Origin of the sequence: Novosphingobium aromaticivorans DSM 12444 (genome assembly GCF_000013325.1) — a bacterium.
GTDB classification, from domain to species: Bacteria; Pseudomonadota; Alphaproteobacteria; order Sphingomonadales; family Sphingomonadaceae; genus Novosphingobium; species Novosphingobium aromaticivorans.
In genome coordinates, this window is the sequence record NC_007794.1 from 1958605 (window position 1) to 1984185 (window position 25581).

A 25581-nucleotide genomic window follows, 5' to 3' on the forward strand; every position below is an offset into this window, starting at 1 on the left:
GAAATGCGGGTGAATGACCCGAACGGCACCTAAAAGCACCTAAAAGCACCTAACCACACGCGGCGGCGATCAAAGCGCCTCCAGCAGGGGGCGCAGGTCCTTTAGCAGCGCCGAGGGCCGATCCTTTTCCGGAAGAGCCGCATCGCCGCCCATGATCCCCGTCGCGAGTCCGACCGAGTGTGCACCGACGGCGTTCGCCATCCGCATCTCGAGGGCCGGGTCGTCGCCAACGACGACGACGTTCTTCGCCGCGGAACGCGGCAGGCCCATGATGGACATCGCCGTCTCGAACGCAACTCGCGACGGCTTGCCGAGAATGCGCGGGCGCTTTCCGGTCATGGCCGTCAGCATGGCGTTGATGGGAAAGCTCGCGCCGATCGCGCGGCCGTTCTCGGTGGCGAAGAACGGGACGTTGCTGGCGGTCACCAGCTTCGCGCCGTTCCACAACGAGTGGCAGGCGGCCTCGAGGGCGTTGAAATCGAACTCGCGGAACCAGCCCGTGTAGACCGCCTCGACGCCGTCCGCCTCCTGCGAGGGGCCGACGACCTCGAGGCCGACGTCGATCAGCGGGGCGGCGCAACCGGGGTTTCCGAGGACGCGGACCTTGCCCATGCCGACCTTGCCCAGCCACACCGCCGCCGAGGACGAGGGCGTCAGCATCTGGCTGTCTTCCACGGGAAAGCCTGCGTTCCTCAAGGAGTTGGCATAGGCCGCCGGGGGCTTTGCGGTGCCGTTGGTGAAGACCACGAACGGCGTACCGGCGGCCTTGAGCGTTTCAAGGACTTCGATGGCATGGGGCAGGGCGCGGTGGCCGCCGCTCTTGGCGTCGCCCAGCGCGATGGTGCCGTCCATGTCGAAGATGAAACCGGCCGCGTCCTTGAGACGGGCCTTGAATTCCGGGGAAAATGTCAAAGGGATGCTCCGGCATGGAGGGCAAGGCGGAAGCCTTCGCGTTCGATCACGATGTCGCGGGCGTCAGGCCTTGCGGCAAGCTGGCGCAGCAACGAGAGGATGGGGGCGGCCTGTGGCGAGTAGGTGGCGCGCGACGGGCCGGCGGCGAGCATTGCATCGACCTGTTCGCCGGGCATGACCGCGCGCAGCAGGAATTCCTCGTCCGGCAGATGGCTGCCGAACTGGCGGCGCAGGTCGCCAAGGGCGGGGAACATGGGCTCGTCCTCAAGCTCGCGCGAGCGGGGGCGGTCCATGATCGTTGCCAGCACCTCGCGGTCCACGGGCGACGTGGGCTTGCCGAACTTGCCCATGCAATAGCGGATCACCTGGTCCGAGACCTGCGCATAGCGCCGCTCTCCGATCACGTTGAACAGGGCCTGGGTCATGACCATCTGCGGGAACGGCGTGACCATGATCGGGAAGCCCAGATCGGCGCGGACCTGCCCGGTCTCCTCGATCACCGCGCCCATCCTGTCGGACAGGCCCAGTTCGTCGAGCTGGCGGGCGATGGTGGTCATCACGCCGCCCGCGATCTGGTGGCGCAGGAAGCTGGCGTCGAAGTTCTGCGGAGTGCCGGGCGGAAGCCCCTCCGCCAGCGCGACGCGCTCCCAATAGGTGGTGAGGCGCTTCAGCGCCGCCTTGTCCACGCCGACCGAAAAGCCCGCCTCCTCGAGATTTGCGACCATGCGGTTGGCTTCGGGCAACGACGAACCGTCACCGCCCGGTCCGACGCCGACATGGATGGCGGAAATGCCGAGCTTCGCCGCTTCGAGGCTCGCCATCATGCCCTGGCCGACAGTGGTGTGGGCGTGGATTTCCAGCGGGCGATTGCCGATCACGGCCTTCACCGCTGGCACGAGCGTGCGGGCGCGGTCTACCGAGAGAAGTCCGGCAGGGTCCTTGATGTAGAACAGGTCGATGTTCGGGCTCTGCCCGACGGCGCGGGCAAAGTCGGCGTAGAACTGGTCGGTGTGGATCTCGGAAAGAGTGAAGGTGAGCGCCGCCATTACTTCGGCGTTGCCTTCTTCCTTCACCAGCTTGGCAGCCTCGATCACCGCGGGCACTTCGTGCATCGGATCGAGTAGCACGAACCGGCCGACGCCGTTGGCCTGCAAGGCGCGGTATACCAGGCGCATGAATTCTGGATCGGCCTGCTGCCAGGCGATGAAGCGCAGGCCCGTGGTGATGAACTGGAGCGGCGTGGTGGGCATGGCTGCGGCCATGCGGCGCAGGCGTTCCCACGGGTTGTTCTGGAAGTAGCGCACGGCCACGGCCATGTGGCTCGACGAGGTGAAGTCGATCGCACGGAAGCCGCAGGCCTCGGTCAGCGCCGCCGCCTGGAGCATGTGCGCGGTGTTGAGGCCGGTGGCACCCCAAAGGCTCTGGTTGCCATCGCGCATGGTGACGTCGACGAGACGGATCTCGGTCATTGGGCAAGTCCTGTCAGGAAGCCGGTGTCGACCCCGCCGGCGACGAAGCGCGGGTCGAGGACGATGCGGCGGTGGAGCGGTGCGGTGGTCGGCAGGCCTTCGATGTGCAGTGAATCCAGAGCCTTGCGAAGGCGCTCGACCGCCTGTTCGCGGGTTGCGCCGTGGACGATGAGCTTGCCCATGAGCGAATCGTAGAACGGCGGCACTTCACCCCCGAGGCCGATGTGGGTGTCTACCCGGACGCCTTCGCCTGCGGGCCAGGCGGCGCGGGTTGCGCGGCCGGGGGAGGGGCGGAAGTCCGCGTCGGGATCTTCGGCGTTTATGCGCACCTCGATGGCATGCCCGTTGGGGCGGACCATCGCCTGGGTCAGCGACAGGGGCTTGCCCATGGCGACAAGAAGCTGTTGCTCGACGAGGTCGACGCCGGTGATCGCCTCGGTCACCGGATGCTCAACCTGGATGCGCGCGTTGAGTTCGAGGAAATAGAACGAGAAGTCCTCGGCATCGACGAGGAACTCGGCAGTGCCGGCGCCGCGATAGCCGAGATGACGGGCGAGGCGGACCGCGGCCTGTTCGATGCCCTCGCGCGAGGCGAGCGGCATGGCGGGAGCGGGTGCTTCCTCGACGAGCTTCTGGAATCGGCGCTGGATCGAGCAGTCGCGCGTGCCGAGATGGATGGCGTTGGTTCCGTCGCCAAGAAGCTGGACTTCAACATGGCGTCCGCGCGCGACGAAGCGTTCGACATAGACCGCGCCGTTGCCGAACGCGGCCTGCGCTTCGGCCTGGGCCATGTCGAGCGCGGCATCGAGGTCTTCGGGTCGGTCAACCCGGCGCATGCCCTTGCCGCCGCCGCCCGCAACCGCCTTGAGCAGGAGCGGGTAGCCGGTCTCCGTGGCGCGGGCGTGGACATCGGCGCGGGTCGCGGCCTCGCCGCCGGGGAGGACGGGCAGGCCCGCCTCGACCGCGAGAGCGCGGGCAGCGAGCTTGTCGCCCATGCCTTCGAGCGTCGCGATGTCCGGCCCGACGAAGCGGATGCCGGCGGCAGCGACCGCACGGGCGAAACCGGCGTTTTCGGAAAGGAAGCCATAGCCCGGGTGGACCGCGTCGCAGCCGGACCTGACCGCTGCATCGACGACGCGTTCAATCGACAGATAGCCCTGCGACGAGGGGCCGGGGCCGACGATCGCAACGTGGTCGGCAAGCTTGGCCGGGAGCGAGGAGGCATCGGCCTCGGATGCGCCAAGGACGGTTTCGATCCCCATGGCGCGCGCGGTGCGGATCACGCGGAGAGCGATCTCTCCGCGATTGGCGATGAACAGCTTGCGGATCATGTCAGGTCAGCCGGACCAGCGCTTCGCCCTTGGCGACAAGCGTTCCGTTGGGGACCAGCATCGCGCCGACCGTGCCGCTGCGCCCGGCATGGACCGGGTTCATCAGCTTCATCGTCTCGACAATGCCGATGACGGTTTCAGGGCCGACGACATCGCCGGGCTGGACGAAAGGCGGCGCGCCGGGCTGCGGTGCGTGGTAGAAGGTGCCCGGAAGCGGCGAACAGATGGCATCGGGGTCGGCTTCGGTGGCTGCGCTTTCGGCAACGACATCGGCAGCCGATCCTGCCCATTGCCATTCCTGCGTGACGCCGTCGCCGCCATCGCCCCTGGCGACCTTGAGGCGGAAGCGGCGGGTGGCGAGATCGAGTTCGCGATAGCCCGACTTTTCGAGAATCGCGGCGATCTCGGCAATGTCTTCGTGGGTCAGGGGCAGGTCGTCGGTCATGGTCCGGTCAGTTCTTTGCGGCAAGCATCTCGCGCGCGGCGGCAATGACCGCGCTGGAGAAGGCTTCGTCGTTGAAATGGGCGTCCACGGCGGTCACCGGCACGTGACCTGGCATGACGCTGGCGAGATATTCGGCGAAGGGTCCCGGCACCGAGAGGTCGAGCAGGTGGCCCGTTTCGCTGTCGTGGCTGGAAAAGCCCTTGAGCGGGGTGAAGACCCGGACCGGGCCCTTGGCCTCGCGCACGTTGGCGGCAAGGTGATCGGCCAGCTTCCGAAGGTCCGCGACGTTGGTGCGGACTGCGGTGAGCTGCGGGTTGTGCTGGTGGTAGCGCCGGCCTGGAAACTGCGCTTCCGCGGCGTCGATCGGACCGCCGATGATGAAATCGGCATTGCCGGGGGCAAGGATCGTCGGGATGCCCTTGCGCAGGGCCGCGCGCCCGCGATCCGGACCGGCATCAGCCAGGCCGCCGAAGAGGTGGTCGAGGATCTCGGTCGGGGAAAGGTCCAGGACCAGCGCCACGTCCTTGTCGGCGGCGAGCCCGTCGAGCGTGGGGCCGCCCGCGCCGGAGGAATGGAAGACCATGACTTCGCAGCCATCGCTTTCCAGTGCCTGGCGGATGCGTTTCACGCTGGTTTCCGTCGTGCCGAGCGTGGTGATGAGGACGAGAGGCTTTTCGGGGCCCTTGTCGCGGTCGTAGCCCTTCGCCATTCCGGCAACGGCGTTGGCAGCGTTGCGGAAGACGTCGCGGCTGATCGTGTTGATGCCCGAGATATCGGTCACCGCGTTCATCATCGCGATGTCCTTCACGCCCATGTAGGGCTTGGTGAAGCCCGAGGCCATGGTCGAGACGATCAGCTTGGGCAGGCCATAGGGGAAGCTCTGCATGAGCGCACCGGCAAGCGCCGAGCCCATCGAGCCGCCGACCGCGAGAATGCCGGAGACGGGGTGTCTGGCGTCCCATTCGTGCGCGGCGGCGATGGCACCACGGATCATCGCGTCCTGGCACTTGCCTTCGTGGCCGAGGGCGCGGACTTCCTCGATGGTCATTCCGCCGGCCTGGGCGACCATTTCCGGCGAGATTTCCGCCCCGCCGAGCGAGCGGCGGACACTGGGATCGAGGTGGACGACTTCGACGCCCGCCGCCTCGAGCGCGGCGCGGGTGAAGCGGGCTTCCTCTTCCTCGGTATCCTGCGTGCAGATGAACAGGACGCTGGGCTTGTCGGTCATTGTTTTCCTCTCCGTTCCCTATTGCTGCGACACTGCGGTTGACTTTGCACGAGGCTTTCGGGATTTTACGTTCCATAAGGTGAAACGCATAAATCGCCGCCATGAGCGGAATGGGAGCCGGAAGGATGCTGGAACGCAGGGTCAAGACCGTGCGCGCGCTCGAACGTGGGCTGGACGTGCTGATCGAAGTGCAGACGCGCAAGGCCGCCAGCCTGCACGAACTGCACCTCGCCACGGGCCTGCCAAAGGCAACGCTTTTGCGCATGCTGGTGACGCTGGGCCAGAAGGGGCTGGTGTGGCAGAGGCTTGCGGACGGTGCCTATCTGCCGCACGTGGACCGGGTCGAACGGGCGCCGGTGACGTCTTCCTCGCACATCGCCGAAATTGCCTCGCCGCACATGAAGGCGCTTTCCACGCGGGTGGCCTGGCCATCGGTGCTGGCCGCGCCGCGGCTCGATCACATGGAAATCCTCGAGACCAACAGCCCGTTGTTCAAGCTCGATTCGGCGATTCTCGGACCGGTCGGCGTGAAGCTGTCCTACATCCATACCGCGACCGGGCGCGCCTATCTGGCGGCCTGCGGCGATGCCGAGCGCGATTCGATCATCGACCGGCTGCGCCCGCGCAATCCGCCTGAGGGAAGCGAGGCGGAACTTCGCCAGATGCTGCTTCAGGTGCGCCAGCGCGGTTATGCGACCCGCGATCCGCTGCTGCCCTGGCCGGACCGGTCGAAGCAGCTCGTGCTGCGCGACGGGCGGCGGTCGATGGCGGTTCCGATCATGGTTGCCGGAGCGCCCATTGCCACGATCAACGTGACCTGGCCGGGGCGTCGTGGCGCAGACGAGGCGGTGGTCCAGCGGCATCTCGATGCGCTGAAGGCCACGGCCCGCGCCATCGGCAGGGCGCTGGAGATGAACCCGAATTAGTTCACTAGGTGAAATCTGTTTGTCTGACTGATTAATTCCTGCCGGCGAATGGGCGATGATCGCCGGAAGGGAGAAGAACACGATGCGCCAATGGCTTGTTGCGAAGGGGTCGACCTCGCTCGACGATCTGAGAATGGGCGACGTGCCGGTCCCGCAACCGGGTGCGGGTGAGGTGCTGGTACGGGTTCATGCCTGCTCGCTGAACTATCGCGACCAGATCATTCCCCTGGGCTTCTACATGGGCGGCGTGGTGCAGCATGACACTGTGCCGCTTTCCGATGGCGCGGGCGAAATCGTAGCGGTGGGTGAGGGTGTTTCCTCGTTCAAGGTCGGCGACCGGGTGGCCGGGCTCTTCTTCCAGAACTGGAACGACGGTCCGCCGAACCCCGGCGTGGGCCCCGCGCTGGGCGCGCCGCCGGCGCAGGGGATGCTTCAGGATTACGTCGTGCTGCCCGAGCACGGTGTCGTGCGCCTTGCCGCGACGCTGGACTATACCGAGGCGGCATGCCTGCCCTGCGCCGGCGTCACTGCCTGGAACGCGCTGATGGAAGGCCCGCGTCCTGTGAAGGCAGGCGACAGCGTGCTGGTGCTGGGCACCGGCGGCGTGTCGCTGCTGGCCTTGCAGATCGCCAAGGCCGCAGGAGCGACGGTGATCGCGACGTCTTCGTCGGACGAGAAGCTGGAGCGGGTCAAGGCGCTCGGCGCGGACCATGTGATCAATTACCGCACGACGCCCGAATGGGGCGCGGAAGCGGCCCGGCTTGCCGGCGGCGGGGTGGACAAGGTCGTCGAGGTTGGCGGGGCGGGCACGCTTTCGCAGTCGATCGCGGCGGTCGGCTTCGCCGGCGAGATCGCGCTGATCGGCGTGCTGACGCGCGAGGGTGACACCAACCCGCACGGGCTGATGTTCAAGGGCGCATCGATCCGCGGGATCTTCGTCGGCTCGAAGGGCATGGCCGAACGTCTCAACGCCTTCATCGACGCGCACGGCATCAAGCCGGTCGTCGACCGGGCGTTCCCCATCGAGCAGGCAATGGATGCCTATTCCTATCAATCTTCGCCGGGGCTCTTCGGGAAGGTCGCAATAACCCTTTGATGCAGTATGATTGTCGCGCCGACTGCCCATAGAGGTGGCGGCGCAGGAGAGGAAATCGATGGCGAGCTTGCTCGGATTTGGCCAGCCTTTCGGCGGCGTGATGCAGACCGCGTTCGTGGTGGAGGACGTCCACGCCTCGATCGCGCACTTCCAGAAGGATTGCGCGGCGGGGCCGTTCTTCCTGCTCGACCACTTCCTCGGACCGGACCAGTTCTATCGTGGCGCGCCGTCGACGGCGGACGTGACCATCGCGATGGGCTTTGCCGGCCACATGCAGATCGAACTGATCCAGCCGCTCGACGGCAATCCCTCGGTCTATCGCGAGACGGTGGAGAAGCGGGGCTACGGCTTCCATCACTTCGGCATCGCCTGCGAGGACGTCGAGGCCGCGCTGCGGGACTACCTTTCGCGCGGATATGAACTGGCCTTCAAGGCCGCCGTGCCGACCGGCGGAAGCGTCGCCTATCTCGAGGGCGGAAACGGGGCGGCACCGGGCTTCCTCGAACTGATCCCCGCAACCCCCGGAATGGACGGGCACTTCACGCGGATGTGGCAGGCCTCGCTCGACTGGGACGGCAGCGATCCGGTGCGGCCCTTTATCTGACGACTTGCGCGCTGGTCCGCATCGGGCTGCGCGCCAATGCAAGAGAGGACGGCGACGACGGACTAGGACGCTACGGAAAGGCGGCAAGATGGACCGCCCAGGACGGGATGGGGAGAACGGGATGCGGGACGACCACATGGGCGATGCCGGACAGGGTACCGGCGCCGGACAGGCAAGGGGGAAGGGCTACCAGATCTGGGTGACCGCCCTGCTCAGCCTCAACTTCGGCATCCTGTTCTTCGACCGCAACGCGGTGAACTTCCTCATGCCGTTCGTGCAGCCGGACCTGAAGCTGACCAATACCCAGGTCGGCATGTTCAGTTCCGCCCTGTCGCTGACATGGGCGCTTTCGGGGCTTTTGGTCGGGCGGATATCGGACAAGCTGGGGTCGAAGAAGCCAGTCGTCGTGATCGCGACGATCGCATTCTGCCTGTGCTCGTTCATCTCAGGCGCGGCCTCGTCATTCCTGATGCTTCTGGGGGCGCGCCTCCTGATGGGCGCGGCGGAAGGCGGCGTGATGCCGGTCAGCCACGCGATGATCGTTTCGGAAGTCGCGCCCGAACGCCGTGGGCTTGCCATGGGCGTCGCGCAGAACCTCGGGTCGAACCTGCTGGGCTCGGGCCTCGCGCCGATCCTGCTGGTCCCGGTCGCGGCGGCAGTGGGCTGGCGGACGGGTTTCTATCTTGCCGCCCTGCCGGGCCTCGTCACGGCGGCGCTTATCTGGTTCACCCTGCGTGAGCCGCCGGCCGAGGTCCATGACGAGGCGACGCCCAAGGTGACGCTGCGCGAGGCCTTCGCCCACCGCAACGTGATCCTGTGTGCGCTGATCGCGATCCTGCTCGTGTCATACCTCGTCGTGTGCTGGGCATTCATGCCTCTCTACCTGACCAAGGCACGCGGCTTCGCGCCCGAGACGATGGGCTGGCTGATGGCCACGCTGGGGATTTCGGCGGGTATCGGCAGCTTCGTGGTGCCGGCCATTTCCGATGCCATCGGACGGCGTCCCGTCATGATCTTCTTCTCGTTCCTGGGCGTCATCCTTCCACTCGGCGCGCTGTACTACCAGGGCTCGACGCTGGTGCTGGCCGCGATCTTCTTCATCGGATGGGGCCTGAACGGTCTGTTTCCGATGTTCATGGCGACCATCCCGGCGGAATCGGTGGACCCGCGCCTGACGGCGACGCTGACCGGCGTCGTCATGGGCACGGGCGAGGTGCTTGGCGGCGTGCTGAGCCCGTTCTTCGCAGGCGCGCTGGCCGACTCCTACGGCCTTTCGGCTCCGCTCTGGCTGATGCTGGTGTGCACGGTTCTGGCGGGGATGCTGACGCTGGGACTGATCGAATCCGCACCGCGCGTGGTGGCGCGGCGCCTAACCCCGGCCTTGGCAGCCGGGACCTGACAACGGGAGAAGAGACATGGGTGCGCTTCTCAAGTTTCATACGCAGGACGTCGCTCCGCAGGACCGGGCGCGCTACTGGAACGAGATTGCCGACCGGGTCTTCACGGGCACGTTCGTCAACGTTCCGGGCGAGGATTTCAGCGGCCGGATGCTGTCGTGGCGCGTCGGCGAACTCGACATGATCCGTACGGATTCGACCCATTCCGGGGTCGGCCGCACCCCCATCGCGCAGGACGACGAAAGGCTGATCCTGCATCTGCAATGCCGCGGCACCAGCCAGCACATGCAGAAGCAGGCCGAATGCGCGCTCGAGCCGGGCGACTTCGTACTGGCGAGCCCGCACATTCCCTATTCGATCAAGCTGACCGGGCACGAGATGCTGGTCGTCGAGTTCCCGCGCGCGCCCCTGGCGGAGCGGTTTCCCGGCGTGGACGATGCCTTGTTGCAGCGCATGTGCGGTGCGTCGCCCGGCGGACGCGTGTTCCACGACTTCCTGCTTTCGTTGTGGCAGCAGGGTGAACGGGCCGCCGAAGACCCCGAATGGGAAGTCGGCGTGAACGCGGTGTTCTATGACCTTGCGGCGATGGCGATGCGCGGGGCGCAGCGCCCGAACGCCGAGGTTGGCGAGGCCGACTTGCGACGCAAGGTGCTGGCAATGGTCTCCTCCAGCCTGGAGGACCCCGCGCTGCGCACGGCATCGATCGCCGATGCCTGCAACATCTCGGTTCGCACGGTGCAGAACGTGTTCGCGGCAATGGGTACGACGCCGACCGCGTACATTCTCGAGCAGCGCCTTCGCCGCGCGGCGGACCGGCTCGTTGGAAGGCCCGACGCCAGCATCACGGAGATCGCCTTCGAACTGGGCTTCAACGACAGCGCCTACTTCACGCGGTGTTTCCGCCAGCAGTTCGGCGCGGCGCCGCGCGACTGGCGATTGGGAAGGATGTCATCATGAATCATGGGCTTGCCGCGCAATATGAGGCTTGCGCGGCAGTCCTGATCCGGTTGCGCACCAGTGCAAGCGGAAGGGGCAGGCAGTCGGTAGACATGCCTGCGTGAGGCCGGGGCCGGGATGCCCGGCGCCAGCAGCAAGAATCAACAGGGAGAGACCAACATGAGATTTGCATCGATCTCCATCGCAGCGCTCGCGACAGCGATCGCCGCACCTGCCTTTGCGCAGGACCAGGCCCAGGCCGACGACACCCGCAGCGGTGGCATCGCCGAGATCGTCGTGACCGCGCAGAAGCGCGCGGAAAACGTCCAGGACGTGCCGATCGCCATCACCGCGTTTACCGCCGGTGCACTGCAGGAACGCGCCGTGGGCGACGTTTCGGCGCTTTCCGGCATCACCCCCAACGTGACGCTCGACGCATCGACCCCGTTCTCCGGTTCGAGCGCGGTGCTGGGTGCGACCATCCGCGGCATCGGTTCGTCGGACTTCGCCTTCAACATCGACCCCGCTGTCGGCGTTTATCTTGACGGCGTCTACCTTGGCCGTTCGATCGGCGCGAACCAGGACCTGCTCGACGTCGAGCGCATCGAAGTCCTGAAGGGCCCGCAGGGCACGCTGTTCGGCCGCAACACCATCGGCGGCGCGATCTCGATCGTGACCCACAACCCCGGTGACGAATTCCATGCCAAGGGCGACGTCACGGTTGGCCGTTTCAACCGCATCCAGGCGCGCGGGCTGGTCGACATTCCGCTGGCTCCGGGCCTCAGCTCGTCGGTTGCCTTCGGTCTGCACAAGCGCGACGGCTTCCAGAAGCGCGTCGCCTATTCCGATCCCGGCGCGAACGACAGCTTCACACTGTTCCCGGCTTCGGGCTACGAAACCCGCAGCCGCCAGGGGGGCGACAATTCGTGGAACCTGCGCGGCAAGCTGCGCTGGGACGACGGCGGCAAGTTCCGCGCCACCTTCAGCGCCGACTATACCAACATCGACCAGGATTCGACGGCCAACACCGTGCTTGCCGTCACCCCGATCCCGGGGCCGTTCGCGGGCGTTGCCGAGAACAACATTCCGGGCACCGCGCTTGACGTCGTCACCGGCAGCTCGGGCTTCCTGTTCGCAGGTCTCTACAACTTCTGCATTGGAGCCACCGCACAGCAGATCGCCGACCGCAATGCGACCAACCTGTGCGGCCCGCGTTCGAGCGTCAACGGCTACCTGACCCTGCCGGGTCTCGCCAGCCGCAACGTCGACGGTGACCCGTACAACGACCTGCTGCCTTACGACGGCCGCTGGGTGAACACCGACAAGGACGTCAGCTACGCCAACGGCAACAACTTCTCGAAGCTGAAGCAGTGGGGCCTTGGTCTCAACCTCGAGTACGACCTGACTGACAACATCGCGCTGAAGTCGATCACGTCGTATCGCGAAGTGGACTTCAAGGCAGGCGTCGACCTCGACAACTCGCCGCTGCCGATCCTCCAGACGAGCTTCATCGTCGACCAGTACCAGTTCAGCCAGGAAGTCCAGCTTACCGGTTCGGCAATGGACGGCGCCCTGAACTTCGTGCTCGGCGGCTATGGCTTCAAGGAAAACGGCGACCTGCGCGACTTCGTGACCTTCTCGGCCGGCCTGCTGCAGGTTGACGGTCCGGGCAAGGTCGACACCGAGGCCTATGCCGGGTTCGGTCAGGTCGACTGGCGCGTGAACGACCTCATCGGTATCTCGGTGGGCGCGCGCTACACCAAGGAGAACAAGCGCTACGACGGTGCGCAGTCGGACATCAACGGCTTCAACTACAAGCTGTTCAACTGCATGGCGCTGGACCCGGCGACCGGCAACCCGAGCGCGGAATGCGCCGCGGGCGTCGGCTTCCCGATCCCGTCGGAACCGTTCCGCTACTATCCAACTTCGCCGAACAAGCAGACCTTCGACGACTTCTCGTACAAGCTGGGCCTCCAGCTTCACCCGACCGAAGACGTCATGGCCTATGGCTCGTTCTCGCGCGGGTACAAGACGGGTGGCTGGACGACGCGCCTGTCCAACCCGCTGCCGGTCGCGCCGACCTTCGGCGAGGAAGTTGCCGAGACCTTCGAGGCTGGCGTCAAGTCGACGCTGCTTGACCGTCGCCTGCAGCTGAATGCAGCGGTGTTCACGACCAAGTACAAGGGCATCCAGCTCAACTTCCAGCAGGGCGTTTCGCCGACCATCCAGAACGCAGGCGACGCGCGGATCAAGGGCTTCGAGATCGAGGCGGTTGCCGCCCCGGCCGATGGCTTCACGATCACCGCTTCGGCGGGCTACCTCGACGCCTACTACACCAACGTGCTGGCGCCGGCGCAGGTTGCGCCCAACCCGTTCCAGCTCGGCGTGCAGAAGGGGTCGGCCCTGCCCAAGGCTCCGGAGTGGAAGTTCAACGTCTCGCCGCGCTATGAAGTGGCAGTGGGCAACGGCAAGATCGTAGCCCTGGCCGACTGGACCCACACCACCGGCATGCGCAACGATACCGAAGGCACCATCCTGCTGCTGCGTCCGACGACCGACATCGTCAACGCCAGCCTGCAGTACCAGGCTCCCGACAACCAGTGGAACCTGACGGTCGGCGGGACCAACATCACCAACGAACGCTATCTGGTGACCGGTCAGGCCCAGATCGCGGGCGGCCAGATCTACGGCACCTACAGCCGTCCGGCCGAATGGTACGTCAGGCTCGGTTTCGAGTTCTGATGATGTGAACGGATGCGCGGGCGGGGGCGTTTTCCCCGCGGTCCCGCCCGCGCACCGTAATGCTTGGAGAGAGACGATGCCTGAAGCGGCGCACACGGAATTCTGGAAGGACATCAAGCCGGTCGACAAGGTTTTCCGCGAAGGCGGGCTTCCGGAAGTCTACATGCCCAAGATCGCCGAGGGCGACGAGCGGTACTGGGTACCGATCTCGGAGACGGTGTTTTCGAAGCCCGTCTGGATCAGCCCGGCCAAGAACATGTGGGCCGACGTGCTGATGAGCAAGAAGGCGGGCCTGGTGAACCGCCACTATCACCCGCATCCCATCTGGGCCTACACGATCAGCGGCAAGTGGGCCTACCTCGAGCATAGCTGGACCGCGACCGCTGGCGACTTCGTCTACGAGACGCCGGGCGAGAGCCATACGCTGGTCTGCTATGAGCACGAGGATCCGATGAAGGTGTTCTTCGTCGTCTCGGGGCCGCTCATGTGGCTCGACGAGGAAGGCAACACGGTCGGCCACTACGACGTGTTCGACTACATGAAGGCCGCGCGCGAGCACTATGACAAGGTCGGCATCGGCGCCGATTACGTCGACACCCTGATCCGCTGAAAACGATACCTAGAGGACGCCTGACATGACCGTGATGACCGCACCGCCTTCCGACAAGGCAGAAATCGTCGATGTGCCTTTCGCTCACAAGGAGCTGGTCAAGCGTCTGAGCCCCGGTGGACGCTACATCGACGCACAGACCGACGTCGACAGCCCGTGGGTTCCCTTCGGTGAGAATGCCGCGATCAAGCACCTGGCGTTCGACGTCCGGCAGAACCTGTTCTCGAACATCCTCTGGGTGAAGGGGCCGGGCGTGATCGGCACGCACTTCCACCGCGGCACGATCACCATGGTCTGCCTCGAGGGCAGTGTGCGCTATCTCGAGTATGACTGGGTGGCGACGCCGGGCGGGCTGATCCTCGAAACGCCGGGCGAGAGCCATACCCTCGTCACCGATCATCCGCAGGGCTGCAAGCTGTTCGGATGGATGCAGGGTCCGATCGAGTTCTACGACGAGAACGCGGTGCTGATCGACACCACCGACGTCTGGTGGTTCATCAACCACTACGAGACCTACTGCCGCGAGAACGGCATCGCCATCAACCCCAAGCTCTATCTCTGAGGCCGCCATGGGCACGATGAAGGCGCCTCCTTCGGGCGCATACAAGATCGTCAGCGTCCCCGAACTCTACGGGGACCTGATCCGGGCGAAGGGCGTCGAGGGAACTTACGTCGGCTCGTCGGAGGCGGAGAGCCCGTGGGTTCCGTTCGGCGACAATGCCGCGATCCGGCACCTGGCGTTCGACGTTCGCGAGAACGTCTACGTCAACGTGCTGTGGATCAAGGGTCCGGGCGTGATCGGTACGCACAAGCACCGCGGCAAGGTCTGGGCGGTCGGGCTCGAAGGCTCGTTCCGCTACCTCGAGTACGACTGGGTGTGCCGCCCCGGCGACTTCATCACCGAGACGCCGGGCACCGCCCACACGCTCGTCACCGACGATCCGAACGGCATGAAGGCGCTGTTCCACATGCAGGGCGCCAACGAGTTCTTCGACGAGAACGGCAACCACGTGGAGACGCTCGACGTGTGGTGGTTCATGAACCACTACGAGACCTACTGCCGCGAGAACGGCATCGCCATCAACCCCGCTCTCTATCTCTGAGGGCAGTGGCATGAGCGGCGGCGAACCGGTTCCGAAGCTGTCGGCGAAACCCGCCGCCACGTATCTTCGCAACACCTGGTACGTGGCGGGCTGGGCCAGCGATCTTGCCGGCGAGCCGCAGCAGCGCACGTTCCTGGAAGAGCCGGTGGCGCTCTTCCGCGACGGACACGGTGAGGCGAAGGCCATCGGCGGGCGCTGCCCGCACCGGTTCGCGCCGCTCGGCCATGGCAGCGTCGTCGACGGGGCGCTGATGTGCCCCTACCACGGCCTGCGTTTCGATGGGGATGGACGCTGCGTCCACAACCCGCATCCCGGCGGACATCTTCCCGATGCGCGGCAGCGGGTCTATCCGCTTGTCGAGCGGCATGCCTTGCTGTGGATATGGATGGGCGATGCAGCAAAGGCTGATCCGGCATCGATCCCGGACTTTTCGTGGCTTTCGGACCCCAGATGGGAGGCCGTGCGCGGGGCCACGGTCGCCGAGGGTCACTTCGAGCTCTACAGCGACAACATTCTCGACCTCAGCCACGCCAACTTCGTCCACCCGGCGCTGGTCGCCAGCGCATTCACCGAAGGCGAGCGCAAGTTCTGGCAGGACGGAGACAATGTCTTTGCCGAATACGTGCGGCTGAACGACGAGCTTTCCGTCGGCATTTCGGCGGTGATGGGGACCGAGGGGCGGCCGCAGGATTTCTACGGCATGGTCAAGTGGCATGCGCCGGCCGTACTCTACTTCGATTTCCGCGCGGGCGAGCCGGGCACGCCGCGCGAGCAATGCACGCTGCTGCCATCGCTCCATGCCTTCACGCCGGAAACCCCTGACACGACGCATTACTTCTGGGCGACCGCGCGCGACTACAGGCTGGGCGACGCGGAGTTCACCGCCGGAATGCGCGCCGCGCTCGAATTCGCGTTCGAGCAGGAAGACATGCCGATCATCCGCGACAGCCACCGGCTCATGCGCGGCGAGGACTTCTGGGCGCTTCGCCCGCTGATCCTCGGTGGCGATGGTGGCGGGGTGCGGGCCCGGAGAATGCTGCAACGGCTGATCGAGCGCGAGAGACAGCAGGACGCTGCCTGAAGCACACGCAAGACAACAAGAGGATGCCAATGGGAACTCTCGACAGGTTCGATATCAAGGGGCGCAGTGCGCTCGTCACAGGCGCGGCTTCGGGCATCGGACTGGCCTATGCCGAGGCGATGGCCGAGGCGGGGGCGGCAGTGACGCTGACCGACATCGACGCGGAAGGCGCGGAGCGCGAGGCTGCTCGTCTTCGTGCCGAAGGGTACGAAGTCCGTGCCGAGAAGCTGGACGTTTCCGACTGGGACAACGTCGCGGCCGCCTTCGACGCGCACGACAAGGCCTATGGCGGGCTGGACATCTGCTTTGCCAATGCCGGTATCGACACCGGTGCGGGATTCTGGAACCCTGCGGGGCACCGGAACCCCGAGGGCCAGGTCGATACCTACGACCACAAGCGCTGGGACAGGTCGATCCAGATCAACCTCAACGGGGTTTTCTATACCGTGAGCAACGCGGTGCGGATCATGAAGAAGGAAGGCCGCGCCAATGGCCGCACCGGCGGGTCGATCGTTACGACCGCATCGAACGCCGGCCTCGTGACCGAGCCGATCGTCGGCCTGCCCTATATGCCCGCAAAGGCCGGCGTCCTGCACATGGTGCGCGCGCTGGGACTGGAGCTGGCCGAATTCGGCATCCGCATCAACGCGATCGCGCCGGGGCCGTTCGTGACCAACATCGGTGGTGGCTGGCTCAAGAAGGACCCGGTCGCGCGGGCTGCGTGGGATGCCATCGTGCCGCTTGGATCGGTTGCGGAGACCGATCAGATCAAGCCGCTGGCGCTGCTGCTGGCGTCGGACGCTTCGGACTACATGACCGGCAGCCACGTGGTGATCGATGGCGGCATGATGCTCGGCAAGTACAAGTAAGGAAACCCCATGCGCGCCGCCGTGATGCAGGGCCTGCACAAGCCGCTGGCCATCGATACGATCCCCGATCCGACGCCGGGCGAGGGTGATGTCGTGGTCAAGGTCGGGCGCTGCGGCATCTGCGGGTCCGACCTGCACATGACCGAGGACCCGGCATACGGGCAGGGCGCGGGTTCGGTGCTGGGTCACGAGTTTGCGGGCGAAGTCGTTGCGCTGGGCAAGGGCGTGGAGGGCCTCAGGACCGGGGATCTCGTCTCGGTCATCCCGTTACAAAGTTGCGGTCAATGTCATTCGTGTCGCACGGGCGAAGTGCAGTGGTGCGAGAGGTTCGGTCTTCAGGGTGGCGGCTATGCCGAATTTGCCCTGACGCGGCCGAACCAGTGCGTGCGCCTGCCGGCAAGCGCCAGCATGGCTGATGGCGCCATCGTCGAACCGCTAGCCGTGGCTCTGCACGGCCTGGCGCTTAGCCGGATGAAGATCGGCGACAAGGTGCTGGTGCTGGGCGCGGGACCGATCGGTCTCGCCGTCGCGTTCTGGGCCCGGCGCTTCGGGGCTGGGCGCGTGGTGGTGCAGGACCTGGCGGAGTGGCAGCGCGACCGCGCTTTGCAGATGGGCGCGCACGATTTCGTCGTCGATGCGGCCGATCCGGTGGGGAGCGCCGGGCGCGCGCTGGGCGGCAAGGCCGATATAGTATTCGAATGCGTGGGCGTGCCGGGACTGATCGCGCAGGCTGTGGAGCAGGTGCGCAATGACGGGACCATCACGCTGCTTGGCCTGTGTACGCGGCCCGATACGTTCAACAGCTTCGCGATGCTGTCCAAGCAGGTGAAGCTGGTGACGTCCGCGTTCTTCACCAGGCAGGAATACGAAGCGGCGCTCGACGCCCTCGTCCGTGGTGCGGTGGAGCCGCGCCTTCTGGTAACCGACACCATTTCGCTCGATGCAACGCCGGACGTGTTCGAGAGCCTGCGCAAGCGCACGCATCAGTGCAAGGTGCTGATAAATCCGGGCGAATGATCGATCCCCGGCAAGCTGGAGCAGGGGCCCATGGGCATTGAAACCTTCGCGGGACGAACCGCATTCGTCACCGGTGGAGCATCCGGAATAGGCCTGGGCATCGTCAAGGCGCTCGCCCGGCGGGACGCCTTCGTGGTGATCGCGGACATGCGCACCGATCACATCTCGAGGGCATTGAAGGCGCTGGCATCAGCAGGTCTGGGCGAGAGCGTTGCCGCAGTGGAACTCGATGTGACGGACCGGGCCGCATATGCGAGCATGGCGCGCCGCATGGATGAAGAGTTCGGCGGGATAGACGTTCTGGTCAACAATGCCGGCGTGGGTGTCGAAGGGCCCATTCTGCAGGCGACCTACCCCGACTGGGACTTCGGGCTTGGCGTCAACCTGGGCGGCGTGGTCAACGGGCTTCAGGCAATGCTGCCGCAGATGATCGCGCATGGGCGCGGCGGCCATGTCGTCAACACCGCATCGCTGGCTGCCACGGTCGTCATGCCCGGTCATCTTGCGATCTATGCCGCAGGCAAGGCGGCGGTGCTGAACCTGACCGAGAACATGCGTGCCGATCTTGCCGGGCGCGGGATAGGCAGCAGCGTGCTGTGCCCCGGTTTCGTCCGGTCTAACATCCATGAAGCCGCGCGCAACCGGCCGGCCCACCTGCGCGAGGGAAGTGGCTTTGCGGCTTCCGAGCAGGCGTTGTCGATGCGGGAGACGGGCAGCGAGTGGATGGATCCGGATGCCGTGGGCGAAATGGTGGCGGACGCCATTCTCGCCGATCAACTCTATGTCATCACTCACGGTGAATTCGCAAACCGGATGCGCGAGCGCGCCGAAGCGCTGCTTGCGGCCACCCCGGTCTGCGAGATGCAGTTCTGACCGGTCAGGTTGAAATGCCGATGGTGGTCGTTGCGGTGTAGCCGCCGGATACCGACCCGGTCATCGTCGGCGTCATTACCGCGAGCTGCGCGCTTGTCGCATCGCTGAAGATGTTGTCCGTCGATGTCGAGTTGTTGCCGTTGTTGTAGTTGGTGCTGCTCGTCGCATAGTTCGACGTGGCATAGACCGCGGCGCATACCGTGGCGGGAATGGCAAACTGCGAGATGAGCCGCGCGTAATTGCCGCTGGTGGCATTGGCGAGGCTCGAGAAGACCTCGAAATGGATGTGTGGATAGCGGCCGTTGTAGCAGCCGGGGACGATTGTGGTGAACGTGACCTGGCCGTTCGAGTCCGTCACCTGGACACCGCGCAGATAGCTTTCGCTGGGCAGGTTGTAGAGCGAGTAGTTCCCATCCTTGTCGCAGTGCCAGATGTAGATGGCATATCCCGACAGCGGCGCGCAGCCGTTGTTCACGTCGACGACGGTGATGGTGAAGGTCATTGTCACGCCGGTTGCCGTCGCGGTCGATGAACCGACGAAGCTGGACCGGATGTCGCTGCGGACGACGCCGGTGGCGGTAAGCGCGTTCGACGTGACGCCAGAGGAAGTGTTGGTGCCATCGGCCGGATATGGCCCATTGGTTTCGCTCGAAGGGACCGTGCAACTCGATGACGTGCTGGTCGAGGTCGGCGTGGGAGTTGGAGTTGCAGTCGCCGTTGCGGTGGACGTCGATGTCGAAGTCACCGTCGTCGTGGTGCCGGAAGACGAGCCATCGCTGCCGCCGCATCCCAGCAGGAGTGCGCTGCCGCTTGCCGAACCGAACAGGGCCAATGCCCGGCGGCGCCCGACCCGCAATTGCTCCATGCGTTGAAGGTCCGCGAGGAGGCCTTCGTCGGCGTGATCGTGATGGTTTTCATTGCCACTATCGTGGATTTCATGCGGCATTTTGCGTGACCCTTTTTGCACCGGCATTCATGCTGATAACGTGGGTGCTACGGGAAACCTTCAGGAGCCCACGCGGGTTCGGGCGTAGGGCGCCTTAAGCGTTTGCATGTTCGCCGCAAAAATTTGCATCGAGTTCGGTTCAAGCATTTATGCAATCGATTGTTGTCACGCGCCCCCGGCTGTGGCATGACACGCTCAGGGCTCGGCGAAGCCTGACGGGAGAGTTCACAAGTGAACGGCATCAATGCAAATCGACCGCACCTGCCGCTGGCAAGGATACTCGAGATGAATCTCGGATTCCTGGGCCTGCAATTCAGCTTCGGGCTGCAGCAGGGCAACATGGGGCCGATATACAGCTATCTGGGTGCCGACGAATCCCAGCTCCCCATGCTCCAGCTTGCCGGGCCTATCACGGGGCTCCTCGTCCAGCCGATCATCGGCGCGATGAGCGACCGGACCGCCAGCCGATGGGGCCGGCGCACACCCTATTTCCTGATCGGTGCCGTGCTGTGCGCATTCGGCCTGTTCTTCATGCCGCTGTCGAGCTCGATCCTGATGGCAATGTCGCTGTTATGGATCCTCGACGCGGGCAACAACATCACCATGGAGCCGTACCGGGCATATGTCTCCGACCGGCTGAACCCGGAACAGCGTCAGGCGGGTTTCCTGTCGCAGAGCGCATTCACCGGCCTTGCCCAGATGCTGGCCTTTCTCACGCCCTCGCTGCTGGTCGGCCTTGGCATGAACCAGGACTGGGTCGACAGCCACGGCATCCCCTACACCGTGCGCATCGTGTTCATGATCGGCGCTGTCCTTTCGCTCAGCACGATTCTTTGGTCCGTTCTTCGCGTTCCCGAACTGCCGCTGACGCCGCAGGAGCGCGCCCACATCCAGGCACAGCCCAAGGGCGCTTGGGCCACCCTGCGTGAGATCGGCGAAGCGATTGCCGACATGCCCGTCGCGATGCGCAAGCTCGGCCTGATGAGCCTGTTCCAGTGGGTCGGCATGTCCGGGTACTGGACCTACGCGGTCTATTCGATCAGCCGCACCGTCTATGGCACGTCGGACGTCCATAGCAGCGCCTTCCATACCGCCGTTCTGACCAATGGCGAGGTTGCCGCATTCTACAATGCGATATCCTTCGTCACGGCCTTTGCCATGGTGCCGCTGGTCAGGCGCCTTGGGCCCGGACCGCTGCATGCCCTGTGCCTGTTCGCTGGCGGGGTGGGGATGTTCCTCCTGCCCAACGTCACCGACAAGGCTTTGCTATTCCTGCCGGCCATCGGCATCGGCCTCGCCTGGGGGAGCATCATGGGCAATCCCTATGCGATCCTGACCAATTCGATCCCGCCCCAGCGCACTGGGGTCTACATGGGCATCTTCAACATGATGATCGTGATCCCGATGCTGATCTTCGCGGTGGTGATGAGCAGACTCGACCTGGGCTTCGTCTCGCTCGGCTTCGACGCGTACAAGCAGGTCCTCGGCGGCGATCCCCGCAACATGCTGATGTTTTGCGGCGCGTCGCTGGTGCTCGCGGGCTTCTCGGTGCTCTGGGTGCGCGAAGGACGAGCCGGCGCGATGCCGCAATCGGCGGTGCCGGCCTGATGGGCGAGGTATTCGCCTTGCACTCCGGGGACGGCAGTCTCGTCTGGGAAGCGGACGACGGCAGCGCGCCCGCGTGGCGGCACTTCGGCCCCCGGCTGACAGCCGACGGGATCCGGCCGATCCGGGACCAGCGCGCGCCTGCGTCATACTCGCTGGACGACGACGTACCGTTCGCCGTCGCACCGGCGGCCGGGCTGGGCTGGTTCGGACCTTCGGCCATGTGCTTGCGGCGCGGCTCAGTCGCACTCGTGCCGGCAATGGCGGGGGCGTCCGTCGCCGGGGATGCCGGCTCCGTGCGCATCATCACGCGCGATCCGGTTGCGGGCGTGGAGCTTGAACAGGTGTTCGAAGCAGTTGGCGGTGCTTTCGTCTGCCGCAGCGTCGTGCGCAACATCGGCAGTGAAACGTTCGAGGTCGACTGGCTGTCGAGCGCGCTCCTCCCCATCGCGGGTTCCGCGCGCGAGATCGTGTCGTGGCGTGGACGCCACAACGCCGAACTGGTCGAATGCCGCGAGCCGATGCCGCAGCATTCGTGGGTGCGCGAAGGTCGGCGCGGGATTTCCGGGCACGGCGGCCCTCCGGGCCTGTTCGTGCTCGACGAAGGCGCTACGTATCACGCGGGCACTGTCCGCGCGCTGCAGCTTGCGTGGTCTGGCGATGCGCGCATCGAGGTCGAGCGCGACGACGAGGGTTTCTGGACGTTGAACGCGGGCGCGGTGCTTCAACCTGGCGAGGCCAGCCTTGCGCCCGGCGAGAGCTGGCAGTCGCCCGACGCCATCGTGACGGTATCAACCTCCGGCCGGAACGGCGCGGCGCAGGCGTTTCACGATGCAGTCCGCGCGCGCATCCGCTGGCCGGACGGGGCCATGCGCCCACGGCCCGTGCACCTCAACTCGTGGGAAGCCTGCTATTTCGACCACGACGAGGAGCGCATCGTTGCCCTTGCGGAAGCGGCGGCATCCGTGGGCGTGGAGCGGTTCATTCTCGACGATGGCTGGTTCCGGGGCCGCAACGACGACACGGCGGGACTGGGCGACTGGACAACCGATCCCGTCAAGTATCCGCACGGACTGCGCACCCTGGCAGACCGCGTCAATGCGCTGGGCATGGAGTTCGGGCTCTGGGTCGAACCGGAAATGATCAATCCCGATAGCGACCTCTATCGGGCGTATCCGGACTGGGCGCTTGCGCTTCCGGGGCGGAAACGACCGACTGCCCGGAACCAGCTCGTGCTTGACATGCGGCGACGGGACGTTCGCGACCACCTCTTCGGCTGCATCGACGCGCTGCTGCGCGAATTGCCGATCACCTACCTCAAGTGGGACCACAACCGCGACCTCGCGCCTGCTGGCGGGGCGGCGCAGATGAGGGGGGCGTATGAACTGTTCGCGCGGGTCCGCGCAGCGCATCCCGCCGTGGAGATCGAGGCCTGTGCTGGCGGCGGCGGGCGCAACGATGCAGGTATGGCCGACTATTGCCATCGCTACTGGACCAGCGACAATATCGACGCGGCCAGTCGCATCGGTATCCAGCGCGGGTTCCTGTCGTTCCTCCCTCCCGAGGTGATGGGATCGCACATCGCCGCAAGCCCCGCCCATGCCACGGGGCGCAGGCATTCCCTGGGCTTCCGGGCTGCCATGGCGATGGCCGGTCATCTCGGCGTGGAAATGGACCCGCGCACGCTGGGCGATGCAGAGCGCGCCGAACTGGCCGACTGGATCGCCTTTCACAAGCAATGGCGCGGATTGCTGCACCAGGGCACTGTCTGGCTGGGCGAGGGTGCGGATGCAGCGTTCTGGCAGGCGCAGGGGAATGCAGCGGAACTGCTGCTCTTCGTGATCCGCGCGGACCCGCCGCTGGACCGTCGCCCGCAGCCTTTGCCACTGCCTTTCGCGGGCCAGGATGGAACATGGGACATCCGGCTTCTTCGTATCGCCGGGGGCGAGGGCGGGCATGCCGCGCATTCCGCTGCGCTGTTCGAGGCAATGAAGGCCGCCCCTCAGGCGTTCCCGGCTGACTGGCTCTCGGCCAACGGCCTGCCGCTCCCGCCCTGCAAGGCGGAGACGGTCACCATCTTCCATCTGCGCAAACGCGCCTGATCTGTCTTAAGCCAAATCTGTTTCAAGAAAGTCGGATATGTCCGTGGTCAATCCATCAGAACAATCGATTGCCTCGTTTGGCGCGACGCCGTGGCGTCCCGCAGGCTACGGCCAGAGCGCCCGGATTCCGCTCATCGAAGCCGCCGATGTCGTGCGCCTCTTCGACGACCTGGACCTGTGGGACTGCTGGCCCCTCGCGCACGAGGACGGGCGTACGGTTGAGCATCTGGGACGCAACTGGTGGTTCTTTCTTTCGGCGCCGGTCTTCCCCGATCCGGTCGAACGGCATGGCCATGCCCGCATCCGCCTCGTCTCGCTGGGGGAGGATGGATGGAAGGATCACGGCAACGCCTTTCCCGATGGTCTCACGCCCGGCAGCCGCGAATGGGCGGGTTCGGCCGTGCTGATGGACGACGGGCGCACCGTGCAGCATTTCTTCACCGCCGCAGGACGGCGCGGCGAGGCTGCACCGACCTTCGAGCAACGCATATTCGTCAGCGAAGGCACCCTGACCGAGGCCGGCCCTGGCGGATGGCAAGCCCCGCGCGAGATATTCGAGGCCGATGGCCTACGCTACGTGCTCGACCGGCAGGACAGTGGGGCGCCGGGCCAGATCAAGGGTTTTCGCGATCCCGCGTGGCTTCGAGATCCGGCCACCGGCAGGGCGCACATCCTGTTCACCGGCAGCGCCGCATGGTCGGATCATCCTTTCAACGGCAATGTGGGGATCGCCACGCTCGAGGGTGACACCTGGGTTCTCGGCAATCCACTGGTCGAGGCGATCGACGTGAACAACGAGCTTGAACGGCCGCACATCCTGGTGCGCGACGGGCTGTACTATCTCTTCTGGTCGACCCAGACCCACACTTTCGCGCCCGCTGCGGTGGCAGGGCCCAACGGCCTCTACGGCATGGTGGCTGAAAGCCTTGCGGGCCCCTGGCGCATGCTCAACGAAGGCGGGCTGGTCGCGGCGAACCCGGATGCGGAAGCAAAGCAGTCCTACAGTTGGTGGGTCACCGGCGAGGGCGAAGTGTGGAGCTTCGTCGACTACTGGGGCATGGCAGGGCGCACCGTCGAGGAGCAACCCGAATTGCTGCGCAGCAATTTCGGGGGAACCCCCGCACCTCGGTTCATGCTTAACTTCGATGGCGAGCGGGTCACCATCGCCTGATGGGCGCTACTGCCTGAAAATCAGGCGCTTTCACGCACGACCAGTTCCGGCTGCATCACGGTTGAGGGCGCATCCTCACCCGCGATGCGGCGGCGCAAGGCGTCGACCATCGCCCGCGCGCCCGCCGCGATGTCCTGGCGCACCGTGGTCAGTTGCGGCACCATCCGGGTGGCGAGTGGCAGGTCATCGAAACCGGTAACGGCAACCTGCTCGGGAACAGCGACGCCGCGTTCGTGCAGAATGCGGATCGTCGTCATCGCGATCATGTCGGACGCGCAGACGATGCCGTCGATGGCACTTCCCAGTTCGTCGAGATGGGCTGCGATCTGGTTCGCCATTTCATCGCTGGCGAGATGGGTCGGATAGGCTCGAAGCGACACGTCGGGGGCGTTGACCACCGCGCGCTCCACGCCGGCAAGGCGTTCCGCGATCTCCGGGCCATTGGTGTCGCCGAAGAACGCCAGGCGCTTGGCGCCCCGGGCAAGGAGGCGCTGCGCGGCGAGGCGTCCGCCCGCGGCGTTGTCCACGCCGACCGTGCACTGGGCCTGGCCTTCGCGATGGCTGCCCCAGACCACCAGCGGGCGATAGTGCCGTGCCACCCGTTCGATGACTTCGAACTGGTTGGACTGCCCGATGACCAGTGCCCCGTCGAGCATTCCGGAATCGACAATGCGATCAAGCCATTCGTCATCGCCCGGAATGACGCGGGACAGCATCAGGTCGTGCCCGCTCTCGGTCAGTTCGTCTGCCAGGTAGCCGAACAGCGTCATGAAGAACGGGTCGGAGATATGCTGCCGTCGTTCGTGCCCCAGCGGGATGACCACGCCGATCACACCAGTCTTCTGTGTGCGGAGGCGGCGCGCCATCTGGTTCGGACGGAAGCCGTGTTCCCGGGCGAGCGCCTGGATGCGTTCGCGCGTTTCCTTGTTGACCAGCTCCTTGTCGGCCAGCGCGCGCGACACGGTACCTGCGGAAACGCCGGCCATTCGCGCCAGCTCCGCAATGTTCCTAATCTTTGCTGGTGCCTTGCCGTCGCTGATGGGGCCGTCGTTCATGGAAACCGTGTGTCCTGCGGGCGCATGACTGCGCGCGGTTGCGCGTTTCGCCCCGGTTGCTGA

24 protein-coding genes are annotated in these 25581 nt (G+C 65.6%); 17 read left to right on the forward strand and 7 right to left on the reverse strand.

The features are described from left to right. Positions 1–69 precede the first annotated feature (69 nt). Genes SARO_RS09305 through SARO_RS09325 form a run of 5 tightly spaced genes read right to left on the reverse strand, consistent with a single transcriptional unit; the run spans position 70 to position 5385 of the window. Positions 70–912 carry an HAD-IIA family hydrolase gene (locus SARO_RS09305; protein WP_011445508.1) on the reverse strand — a complete coding sequence of 281 codons (843 nt, stop codon included), beginning with the start codon at positions 910–912 and terminating at the stop codon, positions 70–72. Beyond that, the gene (locus SARO_RS09310; RefSeq protein WP_011445509.1) at positions 909–2381 is read right to left on the reverse strand and encodes a biotin carboxyl carrier protein; all 1473 of its coding nucleotides are present in this window, start codon (positions 2379–2381) and stop codon (positions 909–911) included. Before SARO_RS09310 ends, SARO_RS09305 begins: the two co-directional genes overlap by 4 nt. Beyond that, positions 2378–3712, reverse strand: coding sequence for an acetyl-CoA carboxylase biotin carboxylase subunit (locus SARO_RS09315; protein WP_011445510.1), 1335 nt, complete (start codon positions 3710–3712; stop codon positions 2378–2380). The genes SARO_RS09310 and SARO_RS09315 overlap by 4 nt, the downstream gene beginning before the upstream one ends. Position 3713: 1 nt before the next feature. Beyond that, positions 3714–4157, reverse strand: coding sequence for an acetyl-CoA carboxylase biotin carboxyl carrier protein (locus SARO_RS09320; protein ID WP_011445511.1), 444 nt, complete (start codon positions 4155–4157; stop codon positions 3714–3716). A gap of 7 nt (positions 4158–4164) precedes the next feature. Next, complete coding sequence (locus tag SARO_RS09325; RefSeq protein WP_011445512.1) at positions 4165–5385, reverse strand: Tm-1-like ATP-binding domain-containing protein; 1221 nt, start codon at positions 5383–5385, stop codon at positions 4165–4167. Positions 5386–5510: 125 nt separating this feature from the next. Here SARO_RS09325 and SARO_RS09330 point away from each other — a divergent pair, with 125 nt between their 5' ends. The 13 genes from SARO_RS09330 (at position 5511) to SARO_RS09390 (ending at position 18639) form a co-directional block, all read left to right on the forward strand. Next, positions 5511–6311 (forward strand): IclR family transcriptional regulator domain-containing protein, encoded by an 801-nt coding sequence (locus SARO_RS09330; RefSeq protein WP_011445513.1) that lies wholly within the window; start codon positions 5511–5513, stop codon positions 6309–6311. A gap of 55 nt (positions 6312–6366) precedes the next feature. Next, positions 6367–7407 carry a zinc-dependent alcohol dehydrogenase family protein gene (locus SARO_RS09335; RefSeq protein WP_234007338.1) on the forward strand — a complete coding sequence of 347 codons (1041 nt, stop codon included), beginning with the start codon at positions 6367–6369 and terminating at the stop codon, positions 7405–7407. A gap of 58 nt (positions 7408–7465) precedes the next feature. Next, complete coding sequence (locus SARO_RS09340) at positions 7466–8011, forward strand: VOC family protein (protein ID WP_011445515.1); 546 nt, start codon at positions 7466–7468, stop codon at positions 8009–8011. Between the two features lie 121 nt (positions 8012–8132). Then, positions 8133–9410 (forward strand): MFS transporter, encoded by a 1278-nt coding sequence (locus SARO_RS09345; protein ID WP_011445516.1) that lies wholly within the window; start codon positions 8133–8135, stop codon positions 9408–9410. Between the two features lie 16 nt (positions 9411–9426). Continuing rightward, the gene (locus SARO_RS09350) at positions 9427–10365 is read left to right on the forward strand and encodes a helix-turn-helix domain-containing protein (RefSeq protein WP_011445517.1); all 939 of its coding nucleotides are present in this window, start codon (positions 9427–9429) and stop codon (positions 10363–10365) included. Positions 10366–10524: 159 nt separating this feature from the next. Continuing rightward, on the forward strand, positions 10525–13086 hold the full coding sequence (locus SARO_RS09355; RefSeq protein WP_041550967.1) for a TonB-dependent receptor: 2562 nt from the start codon (positions 10525–10527) through the stop codon (positions 13084–13086). A gap of 76 nt (positions 13087–13162) precedes the next feature. After that, positions 13163–13696 carry a 2,4'-dihydroxyacetophenone dioxygenase family protein gene (locus SARO_RS09360; protein WP_011445519.1) on the forward strand — a complete coding sequence of 178 codons (534 nt, stop codon included), beginning with the start codon at positions 13163–13165 and terminating at the stop codon, positions 13694–13696. A 25-nt stretch (positions 13697–13721) separates the two neighbouring features. Then, on the forward strand, positions 13722–14258 hold the full coding sequence (locus SARO_RS09365) for a 2,4'-dihydroxyacetophenone dioxygenase family protein (RefSeq protein WP_011445520.1): 537 nt from the start codon (positions 13722–13724) through the stop codon (positions 14256–14258). Positions 14259–14265: 7 nt separating this feature from the next. Beyond that, positions 14266–14799, forward strand: a complete 534-nt coding sequence (locus SARO_RS09370; RefSeq protein WP_011445521.1) for a 2,4'-dihydroxyacetophenone dioxygenase family protein — start codon at positions 14266–14268, stop codon at positions 14797–14799. 10 nt (positions 14800–14809) lie between these two features. Further along, the gene (locus SARO_RS09375; protein WP_011445522.1) at positions 14810–15880 is read left to right on the forward strand and encodes an aromatic ring-hydroxylating dioxygenase subunit alpha; all 1071 of its coding nucleotides are present in this window, start codon (positions 14810–14812) and stop codon (positions 15878–15880) included. Between the two features lie 29 nt (positions 15881–15909). After that, on the forward strand, positions 15910–16749 hold the full coding sequence (locus SARO_RS09380) for an SDR family NAD(P)-dependent oxidoreductase (protein WP_011445523.1): 840 nt from the start codon (positions 15910–15912) through the stop codon (positions 16747–16749). A 9-nt stretch (positions 16750–16758) separates the two neighbouring features. After that, positions 16759–17766 (forward strand): zinc-binding dehydrogenase, encoded by a 1008-nt coding sequence (locus SARO_RS09385; RefSeq protein ID WP_011445524.1) that lies wholly within the window; start codon positions 16759–16761, stop codon positions 17764–17766. A 30-nt stretch (positions 17767–17796) separates the two neighbouring features. Further along, a complete protein-coding gene (locus SARO_RS09390) occupies positions 17797–18639 on the forward strand; it encodes an SDR family NAD(P)-dependent oxidoreductase (RefSeq protein ID WP_011445525.1) in 843 nt (280 codons plus the stop codon). A gap of 4 nt (positions 18640–18643) precedes the next feature. Here the strand turns inward: SARO_RS09390 and SARO_RS21480 are convergent, their stop codons facing one another. After that, the gene (locus tag SARO_RS21480) at positions 18644–19141 is read right to left on the reverse strand and encodes an intradiol ring-cleavage dioxygenase (RefSeq protein WP_234007339.1); all 498 of its coding nucleotides are present in this window, start codon (positions 19139–19141) and stop codon (positions 18644–18646) included. Here SARO_RS21480 and SARO_RS21485 point away from each other — a divergent pair. The 4 genes from SARO_RS21485 to SARO_RS09410 all read left to right on the forward strand — a co-directional run bounded on the left by SARO_RS21485 (position 19128) and on the right by SARO_RS09410 (position 24463). Continuing rightward, the gene (locus tag SARO_RS21485; protein ID WP_234007340.1) at positions 19128–19511 is read left to right on the forward strand and encodes a hypothetical protein; all 384 of its coding nucleotides are present in this window, start codon (positions 19128–19130) and stop codon (positions 19509–19511) included. The genes SARO_RS21480 and SARO_RS21485 overlap by 14 nt on opposite strands. A gap of 359 nt (positions 19512–19870) precedes the next feature. Then, positions 19871–21193: an MFS transporter gene (locus tag SARO_RS09400; RefSeq protein WP_049759511.1), complete on the forward strand. Its 1323-nt coding sequence runs from the start codon at positions 19871–19873 to the stop codon at positions 21191–21193. Then, positions 21193–23292 (forward strand): alpha-galactosidase, encoded by a 2100-nt coding sequence (locus tag SARO_RS09405; protein WP_011445528.1) that lies wholly within the window; start codon positions 21193–21195, stop codon positions 23290–23292. The genes SARO_RS09400 and SARO_RS09405 overlap by 1 nt, the downstream gene beginning before the upstream one ends. Before the next feature lie 37 nt (positions 23293–23329). Continuing rightward, a complete protein-coding gene (locus SARO_RS09410) occupies positions 23330–24463 on the forward strand; it encodes a glycoside hydrolase family 68 protein (protein WP_011445529.1) in 1134 nt (377 codons plus the stop codon). Positions 24464–24483: 20 nt separating this feature from the next. Here SARO_RS09410 and SARO_RS09415 read toward each other — a convergent pair whose 3' ends face one another. Next, a complete protein-coding gene (locus SARO_RS09415; protein WP_011445530.1) occupies positions 24484–25518 on the reverse strand; it encodes a LacI family DNA-binding transcriptional regulator in 1035 nt (344 codons plus the stop codon). Positions 25519–25581: the final 63 nt, after the last annotated feature.